Below are 15,674 nucleotides of genomic sequence, written 5' to 3'. Positions count from 1 at the left end.
AGCGAACCTGGCCTCCTCGTACTGGTCGGCGGGGCGCACCGGCGACGCGATCACCCTGCTGGAGGCGGTGCTCGCCGACTCCAAGCGGCTGCTCGGCCCGGAGCACCCGGACACCCTGACCGCGCGGGCGAACCTGGACTATGTCCGTAACGTTTCCGACGGTAATGGCCCCGATCTGAATGAAGACTGACACGCGCCGCAAGCGACCTACCAGCGGCGAGCGTCGCGCCGAGCAGTGACTTCTGCGCGAGATCGCCTCGGGCATCTGCACTGCCCGTAAGCGGACCCCTCAGTGCGACGGGAAGCAGTCCTTCGGTCATCACCAGCTCGCCGTGCAGCCGCTGTCCCGGTAGCCCCGCCCGGTGGACATTCCCGATCCGGTGCGCTGAGCGGGACGGTTCTTCCGAGCTGACCTACGCCTGGCGAGGTGCTCGGTCGTCGAGGCTTGGTGGGGCCGGATGCGGCTGTAGATGTCGCGGAACCGGGCGATTTCATTTGCGGCGCACGACGTCGTCGATCGGTGTGCGAAACCGGTGCTGGCACTACAACCTGACGAAGAACCGTTCGATGACGCCGTTCGTGCGGACGCTGCCAGCCGCGAGTGCGGACGTGCCGTAGCAGCGAGGGTCGTCTTTCGCTCGAGACCCGGCCAAGAATGCTGACGCGCACACCACGCAGCTCGATTCGAACGTTTGTGTTCTAATCGTGCGTGGCGTTGGCTGTGCACCTCCACCAGCCGCCTCATTCTGGGTTCCTGCTCGCTTGGGGCCGCCACCGGAGCGGTTGGTGGGGATGCGTCGCCATGCGCATCCGCCTGGTCAGCGTCACCGACGATCTCGACGTCGCAGCGTGGATCCCGGCGCAGGCGCTGACCCGGCCGCCCTGGACTGGGACGGAGCCCGCGGCTGACGTCACGAGGATTGCTCTGCCGAACGATGACCGGTCGTGGCCGGCGCCACCGCGGTGGCCATCCTGGTACGCCGGAGTCTGGGCCTCGGGCGAGCTGCGGCTGCCACCCGGCGCGGTAATGGTCACCGGGGCGGCTTGGCGGAACAGATCGGCTCGTATTCCTCGCCAATGACCAACTACGTGCGGCGTCGGCCTACAACCGGCAGTCGTCCACACCAACACGCACGTCCTGCCCCCAAGTGTTCAATCCGTCGGCCGCACAATCAAGGCAGGCCTCATGCGCGTCTTCGGCGGTCCTTGGACCGCACCTCCTGGTGCGGGGGCGGTCGCCGCGGCAGTGCTCGGGGGCGGGTTGGTTCGTCCTGGCGTTCATCGCCGGCGGCGGGATCGGTCTGGGCGACCTGCGGGTCGCGGCGACGACCGGGGCGCTGCTGGGCTGGCTCGGTTGTCGCAGGTGCTGCACCGCCGGCTCGTCGCGGTCGTGCTCACCGTAGTCATCGCGCTTCTACGTCCCGCCAATCGGGGACGGGCGATGCGGGTGCCGCTCGGGCCCGCGCTGGTCGCGGCGACGCTGCTGGTCTGCTGACCTCCCGCTGGATCCGCCCCGCGTCGGTTCCCGAGGCGTGTCACCCCAGGTTTGACGGCGGCCGCCCTGCCCCTGTCACCTGCCGCAAGGCTGGCAGGAAGCCGCACGACGCGCACTGTCGATGAGGGCCTCCAGGCCCCGATTTACGGGCGTCACCTGCGTTCGGTGCTGTCGTGTCACCTCTCGCGGCGGGCCGCGCCACCCCGCGCGGTCCTGGTCGGCGCGGCACGGCGCCACCTGGCCTGTGGCAGGTCCTGTCACCTCTGGACGGGGTCGTGTCACCTCGGTTTGAGGTGACGGATAAGTGAACACGTCTGCGGAGCGTCGACGGCATCACCACCTGATGCCGGAGGCCCCAGATGTTCTACGACGACACCATCGCCGGGAGCTGGACCGCTCTCGCCGGCCGCTTGGACGCCTGCTCGACTGCGACCCGATGGGCAGCGAGCGAACCGGTGCTGGGCGGGCTGGACGAATTGGAAAAGATCGCCGCCGCGGCCGGCCGTACGGGCGACCCCACACGTAGCGACGCGGTGCTCGGTGCCCTGGTCCGGCTCGCCGCGACCGACGACGACGCGCTGCTGGTTGCGCTGCACTGCCTCAGCGGCGTCGTCAATACCCTGGCCCGTGATCTGAAGGACCTGCACCACGACATCGTGGAGATGGTGGTCGGTGAGCTGACCTGCCAGATCCGCACCTACCTGCGACACGGCCGGTCCCGGGCGTTCGCTGAGAACCTACGGATGGAGACGCGGCGGGCGCTGCTGGCCGAGCTGCGACCCGGCGTTCGGCACCACCCCGAGTGGGGCGAGCGGCTGACCGACCACGATCACTTAGCGCGGCTGACCGACTCGCGTCCCGATGTCCGCGCCGAGGACCTGGACCTGCTCGACCTGCTGCTGTGGTCGGTGCGCGCCGGGGTCGACGCGGACGGGATCCGGCTGCTGTGGGCCACCGAGCAGGCCCGCTCCGAAGTCGGGGTGTGGCAGCGCGACGCGCAGTCCGTCGACCGCCGAGTGGCCAGCGAGCACGGGCTGTGCGAACGCACCCTGTATCGCCGCCGCGAGCGGACCCTGACCGCGCTGCGGTCGGTCGCCGGCGACTACCTGGCTGCTGTCGCATGAGCTTGGTGCAGGGCCTAAAGAAACGAGCCCAAGAAAGTTCGGGCTGAGGTGTCAGTAATGAACCGCTTTTTGCGCCTACTCAGGGCGAGAGGACTTTCCGCCGTGCGAGGAGCTGCGAAATGGATTTGAGGGACACCACTGGGCACGAGCCCGTCCGGCTCACCGCTGAGCAGGTGGCGGACCTGTTGGAGACGGTCTATGCGGCCAATGGCCGGATGGCCGCCGAGGTCGAGCTCATCGTCGGGTCTCGAACCGCGGTCAGCCAATCCACCGTCGATCGCCTCCCCCGGCTGGCCGACGAGCTGGGCCCGGGCGCGGCCGCCCGGGCCGAGCTCGCTGCTCTGGAATCGGGCCTGCTGATGGCCGGGACGTCGTCGTGGATGCGTAGGCGCCGGACCGCGTCCGCAACGGCCAGCGCCCGGGCCGCCCAGCGCTGGAGCGGTGGGCAGTCGGTGTGAGGCTGTCCGAGATCGGTGTCACCGGCCAGCACGTCGACGTGCTCCACGGAGGCGACGTCGGCCCTGATGGTCGGCTGCTGTCGGTCGCCGAGATCCAACAGGGTTTCCGCAAGCTGCTCACCGACCTGCGCGCCCAGCCTCCTGGTGCGCTCACCGAGCCGGTCGCGACCGCGCCCATCGGGGGTGGCGCGGTCGCGACCACCGGCACGGTACCGACACGAGACGTAGCAGCCGACCGCAGCGCCGACGTCGACGCGGACTGGATCACCGTGCTGGCCGCGCACTCCGGGGCCGGGGCGTCGATCGTCTCACTGGCGATCGCCGACGCGGCCGCGGCCGACGGGCGCACCGTCCACTTGGTCGAATCCGCGCACCCTGCACGCTCCGGCCTGGTCGCGGCGTCCAGCTCCGAGCTCGGACTGGACGACACCGGGTCTTGGCGGCGAGGCCTGCGCGGCCAGGTGATAATCGACCGCCGCGCTGGCGACGCCGCTCCTGCAGGGTGGCCCACCACCCTCGAGACGGCCGACCCGACGACGGTCGTCGACATCGGCCTGCCCTCGGTCGCCAACGTCGCCCGGCTGGCCGCCGGCGGCGCCCGCTGCATCCTGGTCAGCCGCGCCACCGTGCCCGGTGTCCGGCTAGCCGAGCAGGCCCTTGACGCGCTCGCCGCGATCCCGGTCGTCGTCGCTGTCCTCGGCCCTGGCCGCTGGCCCGGCGAGGTCACCTCCAGTGTGGGCCCCCGCCTGCGGCGCCTGCGCGCCGACGGCCAGGTCGTGACCGTGCCGCTCAACCGGCACATCGAGGTCACCGGCCCCACACACTCCCGGCTGCCGAAGTCGGTCCTCACGGCCGGCCGCTCGCTGCTGGGGCTGATCGACGCCGCCCGCCCGGGTGACGTCTCCACCACGGCGCGCTCAGCGCCGCGACCGAAAGGAACCACGCGATGAGCAACTTGCTCGCTGCGAAGCTCGGCGCGCAATACCTCGCGGCCGGTGTCTGCCCGAAGGCACCCCCCGGAGTCCAGACCTGGTCTGACCAGGTCCTGGCGTGGGTGAAGTGGGGCGTGCTGGCCATCCTGGCCATCTCGTTCTTCGTCTCCGTCGGCATGCTGATCTGGGGCCGCGTCACGCACCACCCCAAGGGAGCCCGCCTCGGTTTCGACGGCCTGATGATTTGCATCGTCGGCGCGATCATCTACGTCGTCGGCTACGTGATCATCTCCTCGATCACCGGGAACGGCTGCTGATGTTCGGCCGCCGCGGCGGGAAAGAGCGCCCAGCTCCGGAGTGGTCCCGTCAGAAGATGCTCGCCCTGCTGATCGGCGCCGGCGTGACCGCGCTGCTGTTCGTCGTCGGGGTCGCGCTGGCAGTGGTCTACGCCGTTCACCCCGCCCGGCACACGGCCGAGCACCGCAACGCCAGCAGCACCAGCACAGGGGCCAACGGCGGCGGCGGTGCGGGCTCGGGGGGGCCGAGCACCGCCGCCGACCCGCGGGACGCACTCGCCGACAAGCCGATGACCGCCGTCGACGACGACGCCTCCCATCCGGGCCCGGTCACCACCGCCGACCCCGGAACCCCGATCACGTTGCCAGCGGCCCACGGCACCGGCCCGGCGCAGGTCCCCACCGGATTTCCGCACACCCCCAAGGGAGCGATGGCGCAGCTGGCCGCGATCGACCAAGCCGCGCTGCAGTCCGGGACCCTGCAGGGCGCCCGTGCGGTCATCGCCGGATGGGCGATGCCCGGCGGACCCACCCCGACGAACTGGTCGGGTATCCACGCCATGGCCGAGTTCTTCGATTCGGCCGGGCTGTCCGGCGGCGGCACCAACCAGCTGGCCATCGTCGTGACCCCGCTGATGGGGCAGATCAAGGGCAGCGTCGGTCCCGACTTCACCGTGCCCTGCGTCGACTTCGAGATCGACGTGACCCTGCAGCAGACCAGCCGCGGCGCAGCCGCCGACTGCCAGCGCATGCAGTGGTCCGGCACCCGCTGGATGGTCGGGGCCGGCACGGAGCCGGCGACCCCGCCCTCGGTCTGGCCCGACACCGACGCCGCGATCGCCGTCGGCTACCGCGACCTACGACAGGAGACCCCCCGATGACCGCCACCACCGTGCTCGCCGCAGGCTGCACCCAGCTGAACTGCCCCGGGCAGAAGGTCGAGGCTTTCGGCCTCGGGGACCTCAACCCGCTGAAGTGGCTCGGCGACGCCGCGTCCAAGGCCGTCGGTGACGTTTGGCTCGCGGCGATGACCGGCCTGTGGTCGGCGGCGCTGTGGCTGCTGAAACTGGCCTTCAAGATCATCGACGCGTTCACCACCCCGGACCTGTCCGCGTCCGGCCCGATGGGCTCGGTACTGCCCACCACGCTGTGGCTCGGCGCCGCCCTCGCCGTGATCTTGATGTTCGTCCAGCTCGCGCTGGCCCTGGTCCGCCGCGACGGCGAATCTATGGGCCGCATCTTCCTGGGCATCGGCCAGTTCGGACTGGTCTGGGTCGGCTACCTCGGCCTCGCAGCCGGGTTCGTCGCCGCAGCGGCCGGACTCGAACGCGGCATCTTGGAGTCGATGCTGCACGCGCAGGATCTCTCGCACGTCGACCTGGCCGCGAACTTCCCCGACAAGATCGGCGACATCACGCTGGCCACCGTGCTCGGGGTGCTCGGGCTGCTGATCGTCATCCCGGCCGCGTTCTTCTACGTGCTGATCATGTTCGTGCGCGAGGCCGCGCTGATTATCCTCGTGGCCACCGCACCGATCTCGGCCGCAGGCCTGGTGTCCGAGACCGGGAAGGTGTGGTTCTGGAAGACGCTGCGCTGGTTCTTCAGTTGCTTGTTGATCTCACCGATGGCCGCGCTGCTGTTGGGCATCGGGGTGAAGCTGTCCACCGGCGTCATCGCCCCACCCGCTCCGCCGAAGAACGGCAGCGGCGTCAGTGGAGTCACCGACTACGCCAACTCGGTGAACACCGCCCACGCCGGCATGGCCGTCGTCGGCTGCATAGTGATCGCGATCGGTGCGTGCTGCCCGATGGTCATGTTCCGGCTGCTGGCCTTCGTCGAGCCGGGCACCGCGTCCGGGGCGTCGTTGCGGCAGTCCTGGTCGGATACCGGCGGCATGTCCGGCGTCATGAGCGGCGGCGGCAAGCAGTCCTCGGGCAGTTCGGCCGCGACTCAGAGTGGTGGCGACGGACGCTCCGTAGGCGAGTCGGGCGCGGAGTCGCAGACCCAGTCTCGGCTCTCGCAGGCCATAAGCGCCCTCGGCCCGGTCGGAGCGGCATTCGGCACAGGCATGCAGGCCGTCAGCTCGATCGCCAGCAAGGCCGCCGACATCGGCTCCGACGTCCTGGGCCAGGCCGGTATCGGCTCACCGGGATACAGCCCGACCCCGACCGACGAACGCAGCAACCGCTCCAGCGGCAGCTCCGGTGGTGACTCCAGCGGGGGGTCCGGCGGCAACTCCGGTGGCGGTGCTCCGAGCTCGCCCGAACCGCCGATGCCCCCTACCCCGCCCACACCACCGATGCCCGGTGGCGGCGGTGGGATGCCCGGACCCGGTGGCGGGATGCCCGGCGGCGGCGGTGCTGCCGGCGGCGGCGCGGAAGCCGCCGCGGTGGTCGCGGTATGACCGCCCCGGCTGGGCCGATCCGTTACGGGTCGTGGTCCAAGGACAAGCAGGGCTGGTTCCTCGGCCTGGGCGGCGGGGCGTGGATCACAATCCTGCTCGGCGGGCTGCCGCTGCTGCTGGCCGCCGGCGCCCACGCCTGGCTGCTGGCCCTGGGCTGGACCCCGGTGTGGCTCGTGTTGATCGTGCTGGTCGCGGTCCCCGTGAAAGGCCGCTCGGCGTTCCGCTGGGCGCTCGATTCGCTGTTCCGATCTGTAGGAGTCGTCATGCGCTGGACCGAATGGCAGTCGAAGGCTGCCGCCGGCACCGTCGAGAACTTCGACGAAGCCGACCTGCCGGGTGTGCTGGCCGGCATCCGCACCCACGACGGGCCGCCGTTCGGGCCGCTGCTGGCCCGCCCGGCGATCGTGGCCGACAACCGCGAACGCACGTGGGCGGTCGTCGCCCGCATCACCCATCCCGGCATCGGGCTGTCCGAGGTGCCGGCCCGCACCCGGATGGGCAACGGGCTGTCGGAGCTGCTCGAGGGCGCCGCGACCGCCGAACTGGTGTCGGTCATCGCGCTGCAGATCCGCACCGTCCCCGACGACGGCGCCGAGCGGGCCGCGTGGCAGCAGGCCAACCTGCGCCGCGACGCGCCACCGCTGGCGTTGGCGGTGAACACCGAACTCGCCGCGGTGATGACGCAGGCCGGAGTGCGGCACGAAGCGTTCGTGACCATCGTCGTCCCGGAAGGCCGCATCGCCAAACAGGCCAAGGAAGCCGGCGGCGGCATCGACGGGCGCGCCCGCGTGATGTACGGGGTGATGGGCGAGGTCGAGGCCCGCCTGATGGGCCCGGTCGGCTGCACCACCGTGAGCTGGCTGGACTCCCCGGCGCTCGCGGCCGCGATCCGCACCGGCTTCGCGCCCGGTGACCGGGCCGGGCTCACCGCAGCCGACATCGCCGCGCAAAACGACCCGAACGTCGCCGCGGCGCTGCCGATGGCTGCGGTCGGGCCGACGTCGACGCCGAACCCGGAGCGCCGCTTCTACGCCCACGACGCGTGGCAGTCGGTGACCTGCACGATTCTGCTGCCGGACAAGGGCGCTGTCATGGGTGCTCTCGCCCCGGTCTTCACGCCCACCACGGCGGGGGAGCGGCGCTCGGTGACGGTGTTCTTCGAGCCGATCCCCGCCGGGAAGGCCGATCGCATCGTCGGCAACGAGTCGCTGTCCTCGGAGCTGGCCAGCGAGATGCGGCGCAAGGGCGGGTTCAAGGTCCGCGCGGCCCATCGCCGCGACGCCGCCCGCGTCGAAGTTCAAGACGTCCGCCTCGCCGACGGCAACGCCCTCGTGCGGGTCGCGACCGCGGCCTCGGTGACGGTGCCCAACACCTGGTCGATAACCGACTACGGACGACGGCTGGAATCCAACATCACCGGGTCCGGGTTCAAGCCGCTGCGTCTCGACCTGGCACAGGACTCGGCGTTCGCGGCCGCCTGCATCCCGCTCGGCATCGGCCTTCCCAAGCGCCGGGGTGTCAAGTGAGCCGCCACGGAGGGGACGGGCACCGCGGCGGGCGCGGTGTCGCACAGCTGGTGTCTGACTTCGGCCACGAACTGCCGGGGCTGGCGGCTCCGCCGGCCCGGCTGAGGGACATGGACCAGTTCACGGTGGTGGTCGGTAGACACGGGATCTCCGGCCGGGCTACTGGGTGGGCGCCGGTCCCGCCGCCGCTCGCGGCCTACCGGATGACCTCGGAACAGGTCGGGGGAGTGTGGCCGCTGATCGCCGGTGACGGGCTGCCCTCGACCGGGGCTCAGATGGGTATCGACTACCTCTCGGGTGGGGCGTTCCACGTCGATCCGATCGGCTGGACGCTGCAGGGCATCGCCGGGGTGACCAACCCGAACATGATGTTCTTCGGCGCCCCGGGCCGCGGGAAGTCCGGCACGGTCAAGATGTTCTGCCTGCGGATGATGGCCTACTCCTACCGCACGCTGATCCTCGGCGACGTCAAGGACGAGTACGAGCCGCTGTGTCGCGCGCTCGGGGTTGAGCCACACGCCGTCGGGCACGGCCTGCCCGCACGGATCAACCCGCTCGACTTCGGACCGTTGGGCAACGACTGGACCCAGCTTCCCCGCGCCGAGGCACAACGCCGGGCGGCGATGGTGTTCTCCCGTTGGCTGTTGCTGATCAAGGGTCTCGTCGGCTCGCAGCACGTGCCGTTCGGGCCGACCGCTGAGACCGCCGTCGGGCAGGTCATCCGTGATCTGACCGGCTATGCGACCGGTGCGGACCGGATGGGAGAGATCACCATCCCGCAGGTCTGGGACGCGCTGAACAACCCGACCGAGCAGCTGATCGTCGACTGCCGCTACAGCTCGCGGCAGCACTTCCTCGACGAGACCCGCCCGATGCGTGACGCGCTCGGCTCGCTGGTGAAGGGGCATCTGTCGGGGCTGTTCGACGCGGCCACCACGGTGAACGTGGACTGGCGGGCACCGATCCAGTCGCTGTCGCTGTCCCGGCTGGACCCGCTCGGCGACGAAGCGGTAGGGGTCGCGTTGACGTGCCTGAACTCGTGGGGCCGGGCGATGACGCAGGTCGCCGAGCCCGGCGACATGCGCATCATCATCCGCGACGAGTGCTGGAAGCAGATGCGCCTGGGCACCGACGCGGTGAAGTCCCTCGACGCGGACCTGCGGCTCTCACGTCGCGACGGCTGCATCCAGGCCGTCATCGCCCACAAACCCAGCGACATGCTCACCGTCGGCGACGCCGGCAGCCAGGCCGTGGCGATCGCCAAGGACCTCATGCACCTGTGCGCGACGAAGGTGCTGCTCGGCCAGGACGACCAGATCGGCGACGAGCTGTCCGACCTGCTCGGACTCACGCCAATGGCCGAACGGATCGTCACCGACTGGGCCACCGCCGCGAAGGGCCGTGCGTTGTGGCTGATCGGCTCCCACGTGGCAAAAGTTCAGACGGTGCGGACGTCGATCGACATTGCGCTGACCAATACCAACGACGCGATCACCGCGGTCGCCGAATCGGCGCTTCTTGACGCCGATAAGCCCGGCTGCGCGGGCAACCCGGACGCGGGCGAGGCTTCGGCGGCGACATCGCAGCAGGGTGAGCCGGCGCTGTCGGGGACGGTCTGAGATGAGTGACCAGGGCGGCGGGGCGAAGCTCGCTATCGGGGTGGCGGTTCTGCCGATCATCGCGATGTCGGCGGTGCTGATGGTGATGGCCGGTGGCGGCGCGAACGCCTCGCCCAACTCGAGCGCGTGCGCGGGCGGGGGGACCGCGCAGACCATCGGAACCGTCAACCTCGACGCCGAGCAGATGGCCAACGCCCAGACCATCGTGTCCGTGACCGCTGGCCGTCACCTGCCCGCGTTCGCGGCCGTCGTGGCCGAAGCAACCGCCTACACCGAGTCGACGCTGCACAACTCCCCGACCCAGTCCGACCACGACTCCGAGGGGCTGTTCCAGCAGCGGGTGTCGGTCTACACCGAGGCCGTGGCCATGGACCCGGTCAAGGCGACGGGCGCGTTCCTGGACCGGCTGGTGAAGGTCTCGAACTGGCAGACCAACACCGTCGGCGTCGACGCGCAGACAGTCCAGATCTCCAAGCACCCCGAGCGGTACCAGCCAAATGCGGTTCTGGCCCAGCAGCTCGTCGGTCAGTTCTGGTCCGCCGGGGTCGCGGCGGCCGGGCCTGCGCCGGCCGGTTCACCGAGCCGCGGCAGCGCATCGACCGCGTCGACGCCGGCGACCGGGTCCGGTCCGGCGATCTGTGCGGGCGGCGGGGGAGCGATCCCCGGCGGTGACCTAGCGGGCAAGATCGTCGGCCCACACAGCAATAACGTCGCTGGTACGACCACGATCCCCGCCGGTTTAGTGATCAGCGGATCGGCCAAGGGCTACCTGGCCGTGAAGTTCGCACTGCAGCAGCTCGGCAAGCCCTACGTATTCGGCGCCGCAGGACCGAACGCCTTTGACTGCAGCGGGTTGACGATGGCCGCCTGGGCGGCGGCCGGTGTCGCCTTGCCGCACTTGGCGGCCGGGCAGACCGCCAACGGCGCCGCCGAGCCCACCGACCTGAGCCAGGCCGTCGGAGGCGACCTGGTGATGATCCCCGGCTCGGACGGCACCGCTGCGAACCCCGGACATGTGGGCATGGTCGCCGGCTACGTCGACGAGAAGGACGGCCGGCACCTGTTCATCATCCAAGCCCCGATGACCGGCGTTCCGGTCGAGCTCACCGAAGCCACCGAGTGGTCCGGCGAGATCACCAACGTCCGCCACATCGCCTGAGCACCTCGCACGCACACGACTGGAGAGACCATGCGCACCAGAACCACCCCCGAGGAAGACACCCGGCCGCTAGTTATCCCGCGGGAATTGTGGGCGCGGCCGGTCGAGATACCCCACGAGTGGATCGCCACCCCACCGACGGTGTCACTCCTGGACAAGCTGCTGCCGCTGCTGGCTCTGATCTGCGGATACTCCGTGGCGCTGGCGGCCAGCCGACACAGCGACGCCATGGCCTCGCTGCTGCTGTTCGCGGCGTTCGTGTGCGTCCTGCGGCTGGGTTGGGCGGCTGCTCGCCACATCCAGCAGGCGGTCCGCTATCGCCGATCGGGGCCGCCGCGATGACCGCGCCCTACCAACGACGCCGAGACCCGCAGCCGGTCAGCCAAGGCTGGGAGATCGCCGCCGCGGCGATCGGAGGCGCGCTGCTGGGACTGGGTCTGGCCGCCCTCGCCGGGCTCGGCTTAGCGTCGGCCCTGTTTGGCGGCGGCTGGGTCTGGCCGCACGGCTCCGACACGATCGGACACGTAATCGGCGGGGTGTTGGCCGGGCATCCGGGCCAGGGCTTGCCGCTGACACAGCTCGAGCTGGTCGCCTCACCCGGTGCGGTCTATGGCTGCATCGCTGGCTGCGAGCTGATCGTGATCATGCTCGCCGTCGCTATCGGAGTGTTGGTCAGCCGCTACCGGCGCCCGAACGACGCTCGCAGCGGGATGGCAACCCGCAGTGAGGCCGACCTGGTGCTGGGCGTCAGCCAACTGCGCGCCGCCCAAGAGATCATCCGACCCGACCGCTACCCCAGAGCGGGTTTGCAGCCGAGCCCATCACGTGTCTGGCGCCGTCCACATCTTGGTCCGAAACGAGACGCATGACCAGCGAGCAGGCGCACGATTCCACGCACATCCCAATCCAGAATCGAGGAGCACCTCATGAGCCACGGACCGTTCGACCCGCCCGCGGACCCGGTGACGTCAGCCTGCGCCCGCGCCGCTGGTCTGCTTCTGCTCGCCGTGCACACCCTGGACGACACCGACATCCTTATAGCATCCAGCACGGCTGGAGCCCAGCTGGCGTGTCTCGCTGCGGTCGAAGTTCTCGCCGAACCACCGGTCACCGCGCAGCCCGCGGCGGGCCACGACGCCGAGACGCTGATCCGCGCCGCGCTCACCGTCCTCGCGGACTTGCCCCAGCACGCGTTCGCTGATCATCGTGTCCTGACCGGGTGCGCGCACGCCCGCCGCGCTCTTCTTCAGGCCACGTGATGGCAACGTCGATTGGCGACCTGCTCGACATGGTCAATGCCCGGGCCGCCGACGCCAGCCGAGCTGAGCGCGGCGCCGCCCTCGCGCGGCTCGGACGCACCCTGTCCGCACTACGAGTGGACGGGCTCACCGAGGCCGTCGGCTCGCTGCACGAGGATCACGTGAGCATGCTCGCCGTCGCGTGTCAGGCGCTGCGCCCAGCCGCCCGCGCTGCGGACAGCCGACTGGCCGAGCTGTCCGGTGCGGCCGGCGACGCCGTGACCACGCTGCGGGAATCGCTGACCCGCCAATCACGATGGGCCCTGGCCGTGGCCTACGCCGACACCGCATTGACGCTGGCGAAGGTCGATCAATTCAACCCACCGACCCATCCGGCCGACCAGGAAAGCCTGCGGCTTATCCACTCCGCGGCGCAGCAAATCGCACGCGACGCAGCCCTGGATCCACCGACCGGGAGTGGCAGCGTCATCTTGGACGCCCCCATTCCAGGCCAAGCAGTAGCCGAACCGATATGGGCAGAAGGTGTGCTGAACGCCGTCGCCGACCTGGTGCGGGCCACGCGACCCGAGAGCGAGCCACTCACGATTGGGCAGACGCTCGCGGTCACTCTCGCAGCGGAACAGCTGGCGGTTCGAGCAGCCGAATTGGTGGGGTCGACAACCCCGGTGGCCGGCGCGCGCGCGCTCGACGCCGCAAAGGCGTGGCGTGCCGTCCGAGTCGAACTCCGACCCTTCAACGACGGCACCCGCCGACCCCAGGACTACATGCCCCCCGTCGTCCAAGTAGCCGAACGCGTGCACGCAATGACCACGATCGGATTCCACGCCAGCGGCCTGCCCGGGCGTCAACAGGCCGAGATCGCAGCGGCCGCGCAACACCTGCCGACCTTGGCCATAAATCTGTCGCGCACGGTGCAGCAGTGGGCCGACGGCGGCATGTTGCTGGCCTCCGATCGCGACCTGCCCCCGCGAGAAGATCGCGCAGACATGCACCTGCATCGGTATCGGCAAGGTGGCATCGTCCGCATGACCCACCTTGTGCGAGCCGACGGTGCCGACCTCGCCGAGACGATAGCCGCACTGACCGACGTCCACACGCTCGCTGTCGTGGCCGCGGCCGACGTCTCACGTGCTACTGCGCGCGGACCGGTCACGCCGCCGAGGCGGCTGGTCGCCGTCCATCAAGCCAAACTCGCTGACCACGCACACGGAAATACTGTGCTCGCCGCTCAGCACGACACCTACCGGCGCTTGCGTGCCGTTGCCAGTGAACCTCCGTCTCCGTCACGTGGGCGGTGAACGGCCATGACTCGCAAACGTTTCAACCCCACCGATGTCGGCTGGCGCGTCGGCCGATCCCAGTCGCCGCGCGGGATCGAGCTGTGGTCGCGCTACGACCGCACCACCGGCGTCTACGGCGAGCAGGGCTCCGGTAAGACACTCGACGTGCTAGCGCCGGCGCTACTCGCGCACCGCGGCGCGGGCATGGCGACGTTGACGAAGGTGGACGACCTGCTGCTGACCGCTGGGCGGCGGCAACGGCCGCTGACGGAGGGTGGGTTACCGCGCCCGATCGCCGTGCTAGACCCGTTTGGCGCGGCCCCGGGGATGCCGGAGTTCGTGTGGGACCCGATCGCCGGGTGCGTCGACCCCAAGGTCGCCGAGAAGCGGGCGAAGGCCTTCGCCGCCGGGACAGTCACCGGCGCGGTCACCGGTGGACGTCAGGACGGCGCTGCCCGGTTCTACGCCGCCGAGACGGCAAAGGTGGTGCAGGGGTTTTTGCACGCGGCTGCGTTGACCGGCCGCAATCTCGACCACATCCTGGAGTGGATCGCCAACCCGGTCGCGGCCGAACAACCGGCCGAGATCCTGCGCCAGCACCCGCACGCGGCGAAGTTCTGGGACGGGTTGCTCGCCGGCGCGCTGCATGGCTCGGCCGACACCGTCGGCAACACCGTCACTACGGTTCAACAGGCAATGGCACTGTTCTTCCAGCCCGAAATCCGCGCCCGCTGCATCCCGTCGCGGGGTCGTCCGGCGACCGACATCGCCGACCTGATGGCCAAGCAAGGCACCATCTATTTGCTCGGCCGAGAAGATCCCTACGCCTCTGCGGCACCGTTGATGACGGCGATCGCCGAACACGTGCTCGACACGGCGCTGTGCATCGCAACTAACGCGCCGCACGGGCGAATGACGCCGTGCTTCCTCGCGTGCCTGGACGAGCTGCCCTCGACCACTCCGTTGCCGACGCTGCGGGTGCGAATGGCCAACGAACGCGCGCTAGGACTGAGCTTCATTTACGCCAGCCAGACGTGGAAACAGATGGTCGTGGCCTACGGTGAGGACGAGGCACTCAGCTTGTTTGGCTTGACAAACAACCTGGTGATCTTCGGCGGCGGCAAGGACGTCCAGTTCTACCGGGAGTTGTCCGAGCTGATCGACGACGTGCGCATCAGCCGCCAGACAGTCTCCGACGGCCCGGGCGGCATCGGCACGTCCCGCTCCGGTGAGGACGTGCGGGTATTGCGCCCGGGCGACATCCGCCGCATCCAGGAAAAGCATGCGTTGGTGATCGCGGGCAACGCCCCGCCGATCATCGCCAAGCTGCGCCGCTGCTTCGACGGTAAAGACGGCCAGCAGCTAAAAGCCGACCTCGAGACGGCTCGGGCCCGTGTCACCGGCGCCCGGACGAAGGTCTTCGACGTCGATCAACGCACTGCCGCCGCGCTTGCCTACGCCCGCGACAACCGGCTCGCTCCGTCAGCCACCTACGGCCAACTCGATGACGACACGGCCGACGACCCCACGTCGACGAGGGGGTGGTCCTGGTGACCATCATTTCGACCCGGTTCCCGGCACCGCCCGGCTCAGTGACCCGTGTCTTGGACATGCTAGCGATCTTGCGTCGCGGCGACCCCGGAGAGATCGAGGAAGCCGGGATCGCTTACGACGTGCCGCGCCCGTGGATTCCGGCCACGTGCCCGGCCGACCTGCGCGAAGATGTATGGGGCTGGTGCGACGACGTCGCCGCATGGATCAACCACGAGTACGCCTGGCGTCCGGCGCAGATGATCCCGCCGTGCTGGCCGCACCACGCCCACATCGCTCGCGAGCTCGCGGTGCTCGCCTTCCTGCGCTGGACCGCCGAGGCATCCACCGGCCCGGAGGCCGTCGAGGACTGGCACCGCTACACATTCCCAATGTTCTGCGATCGGATGACCGGTCGTCTCGGCGAGAGCAAGTGCCGCACCGGGGAGCACGTTCAGTGGCCGGCTGAGTCCCGCTACCACTCCTACATCGCAGCGATGGCCAATGACGATCGGCAACGCGCGTTCCACGCCGACACCCATCGACCTAACGCCCCTACCCCGATCCTCGCTGGCCGGCGCGGCTGATTCAA

General features: G+C 69.9%; 17 protein-coding genes. All 17 read left to right on the top strand.

From position 1 onward, the window contains the following. A partial coding sequence (locus ACFFC4_RS16200; protein ID WP_375502712.1) for a tetratricopeptide repeat protein occupies nucleotides 1-190 on the top strand: 190 nt, incomplete at its 5' end. A gap of 1,164 nt (nucleotides 191-1,354) precedes the next feature. Continuing rightward, nucleotides 1,355-1,495, top strand: coding sequence for a hypothetical protein (locus ACFFC4_RS16195; protein ID WP_375502710.1), 141 nt, complete (start codon nucleotides 1,355-1,357; stop codon nucleotides 1,493-1,495). Nucleotides 1,496-1,854: 359 nt separating this feature from the next. Further along, on the top strand, nucleotides 1,855-2,619 hold the full coding sequence (locus tag ACFFC4_RS16190; RefSeq protein WP_375502708.1) for a hypothetical protein: 765 nt from the start codon (nucleotides 1,855-1,857) through the stop codon (nucleotides 2,617-2,619). Between the two features lie 119 nt (nucleotides 2,620-2,738). Beyond that, nucleotides 2,739-3,077, top strand: a complete 339-nt coding sequence (locus ACFFC4_RS16185) for a hypothetical protein (protein ID WP_375502706.1) — start codon at nucleotides 2,739-2,741, stop codon at nucleotides 3,075-3,077. Beyond that, nucleotides 3,074-4,027 (top strand): hypothetical protein, encoded by a 954-nt coding sequence (locus tag ACFFC4_RS16180; RefSeq protein WP_375502704.1) that lies wholly within the window; start codon nucleotides 3,074-3,076, stop codon nucleotides 4,025-4,027. Before ACFFC4_RS16185 ends, ACFFC4_RS16180 begins: the two co-directional genes overlap by 4 nt. Further along, nucleotides 4,024-4,326: a hypothetical protein gene (locus tag ACFFC4_RS16175; RefSeq protein WP_375502702.1), complete on the top strand. Its 303-nt coding sequence runs from the start codon at nucleotides 4,024-4,026 to the stop codon at nucleotides 4,324-4,326. Before ACFFC4_RS16180 ends, ACFFC4_RS16175 begins: the two co-directional genes overlap by 4 nt. A gap of 56 nt (nucleotides 4,327-4,382) precedes the next feature. Next, a complete protein-coding gene (locus ACFFC4_RS16170) occupies nucleotides 4,383-5,186 on the top strand; it encodes a hypothetical protein (protein ID WP_375502700.1) in 804 nt (267 codons plus the stop codon). Next, nucleotides 5,183-6,709, top strand: coding sequence for a type IV secretion system protein (locus tag ACFFC4_RS16165; RefSeq protein WP_375502698.1), 1,527 nt, complete (start codon nucleotides 5,183-5,185; stop codon nucleotides 6,707-6,709). Before ACFFC4_RS16170 ends, ACFFC4_RS16165 begins: the two co-directional genes overlap by 4 nt. After that, nucleotides 6,706-8,235: an SCO6880 family protein gene (locus tag ACFFC4_RS16160; protein ID WP_375502696.1), complete on the top strand. Its 1,530-nt coding sequence runs from the start codon at nucleotides 6,706-6,708 to the stop codon at nucleotides 8,233-8,235. The genes ACFFC4_RS16165 and ACFFC4_RS16160 overlap by 4 nt, the downstream gene beginning before the upstream one ends. Next, nucleotides 8,232-9,854 carry an ATP-binding protein gene (locus tag ACFFC4_RS16155; protein WP_375502694.1) on the top strand — a complete coding sequence of 541 codons (1,623 nt, stop codon included), beginning with the start codon at nucleotides 8,232-8,234 and terminating at the stop codon, nucleotides 9,852-9,854. The genes ACFFC4_RS16160 and ACFFC4_RS16155 overlap by 4 nt, the downstream gene beginning before the upstream one ends. A 1-nt stretch (nucleotide 9,855) precedes the next feature. Beyond that, entirely contained in the window at nucleotides 9,856-11,013 is a 1,158-nt protein-coding gene (locus tag ACFFC4_RS16150; RefSeq protein ID WP_375502692.1) for a C40 family peptidase, read from the top strand. A gap of 30 nt (nucleotides 11,014-11,043) precedes the next feature. Then, nucleotides 11,044-11,355 carry a hypothetical protein gene (locus ACFFC4_RS16145; protein ID WP_375502690.1) on the top strand — a complete coding sequence of 104 codons (312 nt, stop codon included), beginning with the start codon at nucleotides 11,044-11,046 and terminating at the stop codon, nucleotides 11,353-11,355. Further along, complete coding sequence (locus ACFFC4_RS16140) at nucleotides 11,352-11,882, top strand: conjugal transfer protein (RefSeq protein WP_375502688.1); 531 nt, start codon at nucleotides 11,352-11,354, stop codon at nucleotides 11,880-11,882. Before ACFFC4_RS16145 ends, ACFFC4_RS16140 begins: the two co-directional genes overlap by 4 nt. 57 nt (nucleotides 11,883-11,939) lie before the next feature. Further along, complete coding sequence (locus ACFFC4_RS16135; RefSeq protein ID WP_375502686.1) at nucleotides 11,940-12,272, top strand: hypothetical protein; 333 nt, start codon at nucleotides 11,940-11,942, stop codon at nucleotides 12,270-12,272. After that, nucleotides 12,272-13,570, top strand: coding sequence for a hypothetical protein (locus tag ACFFC4_RS16130; RefSeq protein ID WP_375502684.1), 1,299 nt, complete (start codon nucleotides 12,272-12,274; stop codon nucleotides 13,568-13,570). Before ACFFC4_RS16135 ends, ACFFC4_RS16130 begins: the two co-directional genes overlap by 1 nt. A gap of 6 nt (nucleotides 13,571-13,576) precedes the next feature. Then, nucleotides 13,577-15,106 (top strand): type IV secretory system conjugative DNA transfer family protein, encoded by a 1,530-nt coding sequence (locus ACFFC4_RS16125; RefSeq protein ID WP_375502682.1) that lies wholly within the window; start codon nucleotides 13,577-13,579, stop codon nucleotides 15,104-15,106. Further along, nucleotides 15,103-15,669, top strand: a complete 567-nt coding sequence (locus ACFFC4_RS16120; RefSeq protein WP_375502680.1) for a hypothetical protein — start codon at nucleotides 15,103-15,105, stop codon at nucleotides 15,667-15,669. Before ACFFC4_RS16125 ends, ACFFC4_RS16120 begins: the two co-directional genes overlap by 4 nt. Nucleotides 15,670-15,674 lie beyond the last annotated feature (5 nt).

The sequence above is a fragment of the uncultured Jatrophihabitans sp. genome (genome assembly GCF_964244045.1).
GTDB lineage: Bacteria > Actinomycetota > Actinomycetes > Mycobacteriales > Jatrophihabitantaceae > Jatrophihabitans.
The sequence above is the reverse complement of the archived record's forward strand: the minus strand, read 5'-3'. Positions and strand labels throughout refer to the sequence as shown.

What these genes read in the sequence shown, in the direction of transcription:
- ACFFC4_RS16175 (WP_375502702.1), top strand. Translation starts at nt 4,024, where the DNA reads ATGAGCAACTTGCTCGCTGCGAAGCTCGGCGCGCAATACCTCGCGGCC.
- ACFFC4_RS16145 (WP_375502690.1), top strand. Translation starts at nt 11,044, where the DNA reads ATGCGCACCAGAACCACCCCCGAGGAAGACACCCGGCCGCTAGTTATC.
- ACFFC4_RS16150 (WP_375502692.1), top strand. Translation starts at nt 9,856, where the DNA reads ATGAGTGACCAGGGCGGCGGGGCGAAGCTCGCTATCGGGGTGGCGGTT.
- ACFFC4_RS16165 (WP_375502698.1), top strand. Translation starts at nt 5,183, where the DNA reads ATGACCGCCACCACCGTGCTCGCCGCAGGCTGCACCCAGCTGAACTGC.
- ACFFC4_RS16160 (WP_375502696.1), top strand. Translation starts at nt 6,706, where the DNA reads ATGACCGCCCCGGCTGGGCCGATCCGTTACGGGTCGTGGTCCAAGGAC.
- ACFFC4_RS16125 (WP_375502682.1), top strand. Translation starts at nt 13,577, where the DNA reads ATGACTCGCAAACGTTTCAACCCCACCGATGTCGGCTGGCGCGTCGGC.
- ACFFC4_RS16140 (WP_375502688.1), top strand. Translation starts at nt 11,352, where the DNA reads ATGACCGCGCCCTACCAACGACGCCGAGACCCGCAGCCGGTCAGCCAA.
- ACFFC4_RS16170 (WP_375502700.1), top strand. Translation starts at nt 4,383, where the DNA reads ATGCTCGCCCTGCTGATCGGCGCCGGCGTGACCGCGCTGCTGTTCGTC.
- ACFFC4_RS16130 (WP_375502684.1), top strand. Translation starts at nt 12,272, where the DNA reads ATGGCAACGTCGATTGGCGACCTGCTCGACATGGTCAATGCCCGGGCC.
- ACFFC4_RS16190 (WP_375502708.1), top strand. Translation starts at nt 1,855, where the DNA reads ATGTTCTACGACGACACCATCGCCGGGAGCTGGACCGCTCTCGCCGGC.
- ACFFC4_RS16185 (WP_375502706.1), top strand. Translation starts at nt 2,739, where the DNA reads ATGGATTTGAGGGACACCACTGGGCACGAGCCCGTCCGGCTCACCGCT.
- ACFFC4_RS16135 (WP_375502686.1), top strand. Translation starts at nt 11,940, where the DNA reads ATGAGCCACGGACCGTTCGACCCGCCCGCGGACCCGGTGACGTCAGCC.